The sequence below is a fragment of the Dolichospermum circinale AWQC310F genome (genome assembly GCF_000426925.1).
Taxonomy (GTDB): Bacteria; Cyanobacteriota; Cyanobacteriia; order Cyanobacteriales; family Nostocaceae; genus Dolichospermum; species Dolichospermum circinale.
The window spans coordinates 1-4816 of sequence record NZ_APIZ01000340.1 but is presented as its reverse complement, the minus strand read 5'-3'; the positions used below and the strand labels follow the sequence as shown (position 1 = coordinate 4816).

6 protein-coding genes are annotated in these 4816 nt (G+C 39.0%); 2 read left to right on the top strand and 4 right to left on the bottom strand.

Translation table 11 applies throughout. The features are described from left to right. Nucleotides 1-199: hypothetical protein (locus ACIR310F_RS25940; RefSeq protein WP_196803136.1), on the top strand; the 199-nt coding region annotated here is incomplete at its 5' end. A gap of 19 nt (nt 200-218) precedes the next feature. Here the strand turns inward: ACIR310F_RS25940 and ACIR310F_RS0100250 are convergent. The 3 genes from ACIR310F_RS0100250 to ACIR310F_RS0100240 all read right to left on the bottom strand — a co-directional run bounded on the left by ACIR310F_RS0100250 (nt 219) and on the right by ACIR310F_RS0100240 (nt 2941). Then, entirely contained in the window at nt 219-941 is a 723-nt protein-coding gene (locus ACIR310F_RS0100250) for a rubrerythrin family protein (RefSeq protein ID WP_028082097.1), read from the bottom strand. A gap of 432 nt (nt 942-1373) precedes the next feature. Next, nucleotides 1374-1634, bottom strand: a complete 261-nt coding sequence (locus ACIR310F_RS0100245; protein WP_028082096.1) for a CRR7 family NDH-1 assembly protein — start codon at nt 1632-1634, stop codon at nt 1374-1376. 101 nt (nt 1635-1735) lie between these two features. After that, nucleotides 1736-2941 (bottom strand): histidine kinase, encoded by a 1206-nt coding sequence (locus tag ACIR310F_RS0100240; RefSeq protein ID WP_196803135.1) that lies wholly within the window; start codon nt 2939-2941, stop codon nt 1736-1738. Nucleotides 2942-3234: 293 nt separating this feature from the next. On the opposite strand from ACIR310F_RS0100240, the gene ACIR310F_RS0100235 reads away from it, so the two are divergent. Then, a complete protein-coding gene (locus ACIR310F_RS0100235; RefSeq protein WP_028082094.1) occupies nt 3235-4554 on the top strand; it encodes an S-layer homology domain-containing protein in 1320 nt (439 codons plus the stop codon). Nucleotides 4555-4575: 21 nt separating this feature from the next. On the opposite strand, the gene ACIR310F_RS23415 is transcribed toward ACIR310F_RS0100235, so the two are convergent. Then, nucleotides 4576-4816 (bottom strand): hypothetical protein (locus tag ACIR310F_RS23415; protein ID WP_051289421.1); only part of this gene is annotated, 241 nt, incomplete at its 5' end.

The window sequence follows — 4816 nt, the reverse complement described above, 5'->3', positions numbered from 1 at the left end:
AACAGGGAACAGGGAACAGGGAACAGGGAACAGGGAACAGGGAACAGGGAACAGGGAACAGGGAACAGTAAAGACAGAATTGATACCTAATGAGTCTTGTATGGCTACGCCACGCAAGCTATCAAAAATCAAATATTATTCCTATAATACCTATCACCTACCACCCATTACCTATTACCTATCACCCATTACCCATTAGAACATCCCTATATTCTTTATTATTTATTATCCGTCGTCATTTTTTCCTCAAGAGGTTTAAAAGTCTTTTTAGTAGCACCACAAATAGGACAACTCCAATCATCAGGAATATCCATAAAAGCTGTACCCGCTACAATTCCCGAATCAGGATCACCAATAACAGGATCATAAATCATGCTACATTGTCTACAAATCCATTTTTGAGTGTGAGGATCTTCACTTATTACTCTGGTGACAGTTTCTCCACCATTTAATACTTCTAAGGCCTCAAGATAGCGATCTGCATGATAATTTTCAATGAATTTGAGTAACCCAAAACGGTGGGCTGCGGTGCGAAATGTCTGAGCATGATCACTAGATTCTTGAGCTTGGTTGAGAAATTCTGCCGCTGCTAAATCATCTCGATCTTTTTGGGCAGCGGCCGCAAATTGGGGATACATTGTAGTGTATTCATAGGTTTCACCTTCTATGGCTAAAGATAAACAACGAGAAATTATTAATCGTTTTTGTTCATCATTTAAAGTAGCGGCATTTTTAACTACAAGTTCAGGATGTAATAATTCAAAATGTGCGAAAGCGTGTTCAGTTTCTTGATCTGCTGTTTCTTTAAAAAGTTTTGCTAAATCGGCAAAACCCAATTGACGCGCTAGTGCTGCAAAAAATAAGTATTTGCGATTTGCCATTGATTCACCAGCAAAGGCAGATTCTAAATTTTGTAGTGTGGTAAAATTTGATAAATCCATAATTTTGAATGCCTGGGAAGTATTTTTTTATGTCTTGGTACAGGATTTGAAAATTGGCTCTTTTCACCAATTTCTCAAGTATTCATAGAATAGTGATCAGCCCATTTTTAATGATCCAGTTTTTTCGGCTATTTCAGGATAATTATCAAACTCAAAATCTTTAATCCTGGTGTAATTGCTTGAGGCGGTTCAGGAAATTATAAACTGGGATAATAGATAATAAATATATTTTTTCAGGATTTAGTGTATTCAAATGTGGGTTAATTTCTGGGTCTTTTGGTAAATCTGGATTGGTTATAAATACCAGACCAAAAGATACTGAATTTGTATGATTAGTGTTGATAATTCTATCACCTCAAACCCATCAAAACTAGATGCCAAGACGTTTTTTGCCTCTTTGATTTCTACTCACCAAGAGATTTTCAAGAGATTTTATTTTTCTAAGCGCACCGCATACCACTGTAAATATTTTCCTGGTCCAACATCTAAATTACAACTTGTATTTAGTAAATATTGTGCTTTTTCGGTGACAGACTGGAATTTTTGTACATCCGGCGGTAAATCATGATCAGGAAGTTGTGATACAATTTCCTCTAGTTTTGTTAATAACTCAGCCGCTGTGAGAAATTGTTCTGGTTGATTTGTTTCCAAAACCACGAAATCGTCCTCTTGATACATTAATGAATTTGGCATTTTTGGTAATGGGTAATTGGTAATGGGTAATGGGTAATGGGTAATGGGTAATAGTTTTACCACTGACAACTAACTAATAACTAATAACTAATAACTAATAACTACGATGGATATACTGGCAAAGTAAAATGAAACCAGGCACCACCGTGGGGAGATGAATCCACCCAAATTTGACCGTAGTGAGCGCGGATAATGCGTTGACATAAACAAAGACCAATTCCATATCCATCTACGTTTTGATCACGTTGGAGACGGAAAAGATGCTCAAAAATGCGATCGCGGTTCTCTTCAGGAATACCAGGACCGCTATCACCAATACTAAATTCCACTTTTTGCGTGGTGCGATGTAGTCCCGACAAACTAATAATACCACCCACAGGTGTATATTTGATGGCATTATCTAAAAGATTAATTAGTGCTTGCCTAATTCGGTCCGGATCTGCATACACTAATGGTAAATCTTGAGGAATATCTGTTTCTATAGTTTGGGATTTGCTCATATAGCGATCGCTCAATTCCTCTAACACCTCTAAACACAGTTCCCCTAATTGTAACCTTTGTGGTACAATGGGCAACTCTGTATCTTCACCAAACCCTACTTGCAAAAGATCAGCAATCATCCGATCAATAATCCGTGTTTGTGCGCGGGCTTGTTTTAATAAATGCAGTGCCATCCCTGGTTTTAAGCGGGGAAATTCCCCTGTTTCTGGATTGTAATTAGATTGAAGAGTTTCAATAGCGATCGCCGCAGCCGTGAGGGGATTGCGTAGATCATGGGCTAAAATGGCAATGACACGGTTTTTAAACTGTAGCTGTTCTTGTAGTTTCTCCTTTTCCTGCTTCAGCCGAAAAATTTCATCTGAGAGTTGAATCAATGCAGATGAAGTAGCAACAGAATGTATGGTATGCTTAGATGATATTAACTGGCTATTTTCATCCAGACGTTCTTGTAAATCCTCCTGTAATTTCAAAAATGTATCCACTGTGGTTTGCCAACGTGGCCACCAAGTTTTTAACTGCGGGATGATATTAGTACCAGCGATGGTTTGTTGTGGTTCTGGATGAATTTTCACCAAAGCTGGAGTTGCTATTAACTTAAAGTGTTCCGCTAAATAAGGCTGTTGTTCAACATCAATAAGTTGTAATTCAAAATTATACACAGCCTCTAATTCTTTTAAGTAAGCGCGAATTTGCTGTACTTGTTGTCGAGACTTAGGTCGTCCATCAACAAACAGCAACAATTGGAGTGGAGCCTCAGAATAGATAGGCTGATCCTGGGAAACTTGCATGACATCTTGTTTCAGCACTGGTAACAACCTGGCGACGCTTTACAGAAAATAAAACAGAAAATAAAATGAACTAACGTTGGTTCATAGCCGTTGTTTTTTCCAATTTAATATCTATTTTAGATTTTTCCTACTGTAGTCCGATCTCGGTTTTTGACATCAGACGAATTTTTGCGGAATTTTGCGGAATTTTACCTTGATTTTTACACCTATTAGCCCGAATTTGCCACTAGATGCCCGTCAAATCGAATTTGTCTTTTACCTGTTGTTAAAAATGCTAGGGTAGAAGGTGAAAATCAATTTGTGATTTCTTTGTGTTTTTCCGTAACTACCCTGCTGCTTTCTTGAGTTTAGCTGTTTTACTATCTTCCTTAACAGCTTGTACCAACAGTCCATCTGCCAAAAACCTGGAACAGTCATTGGCTGCCGATCCTCGGCTGCAAAATACTCCTGTTCCCTTTGCTAAACCGACTAGTCAGCAAGTAACACCAGACCCAAACACATCAACAATTAAGTTACCGGCTGATTTTCCGCCAGATCTTCCAATTTATCCCAATGCTGAATTAAAAGAAGTTACACCAGCTAATTCTGAAAATAAAATCTCTATTCGTTGGCAAAGTGCTGATCCTAGTAATTTAATTACCAGCTTTTATCGTCAACAATTTCAGGCTCAAAATTGGCTTGTCCAACAGCCAGAAGACGATGTGCAGGGTACTTTTACAGCCCGACGTAATGATTTACTCATTACTGTGACAATTCAGCCACAAACTGTCACCAAGGCTGCACCTAATCAACCCCAAACGGCGACGAAATTATTAATTGAATATTCGTCTCATTCCCAAACTACAGCTACTAATTCAGTCACCTCCCCAGATAATCCCCAATTTGTAGGTCCGGTATTGCCTAAAACCAATAATACCAAAATAGTCACCCAACCAACTAGCAAATCGGAAACTTTAACCACCTCAGAACTTATTGATATACAGAAAGTACCCCCGGAATGGCGATCGCATATACAAGATTTAGCATTATTAGGCGTATTCTCTAGCGACCCCAAAACCACTCAAGAATTTCTACCTAATAAAATTATCACCCGTCGAGAATATGCTCGCTGGTTGGTTAATGCCAATAATACCATGTATTCTAATAATCCAGCCAAACAAATTCGGTTAGCATCCCCTAGCACTCAACCAGCTTTTAGGGATATACTGCCTCAAGATGCTGATTTTCCCTTGATTCAGGGATTAGCAGAAGCGGGTTTAATTAATAGCACTTTATCAGGAGATGCAACAGCGGTTTTATTTCGCCCTGACGCGCCTTTAACGCGAGAACAATTACTATTATGGAAAGTTCCTTTAGATACCCGCCAAGCCTTACCTAGTGCTAATTTAGAAGCTGTTAAACAAACTTGGGGATTTCAAGATGCAGGTAATATAGAACCAAAAGCATTGAAAGCCATTTTAGCTGATTTCCAAAATGCTGAACAATCAAATATTCGCCGCGTTTTTGGCTATACAACCTTATTTCAACCGAAAAAACCCGTAACTCGTGCAGAAGCAGGTGCAGCTTTATGGTATTTCGGTACTCAAGGTGAGGGAATTTCAGCGACAGAGGCCTTAAAGTTGAAAAACTAAACCAATAACTCAACTTGCTAGTTATCTAGTTGAGGCTGGTAATGGGTAATTGGTAATGGGTAATTGGTAATGGGTAATGGGTAATGGGTAATTAATTGGTAATGGGTAATGGGTAATTGGTAAAACGAAAGGTAAAGTTACCCAAAACCTGTTCCCTGTAACCTGTTCCCTGTAACCTGTTCCCTGTAACCTCTTCCCTGTTCCCTCTTCCCTGTTCCCTGTTCCCTGTTCCCTGTTCCCTGTTCCCTGTTCCCTGTTCCCT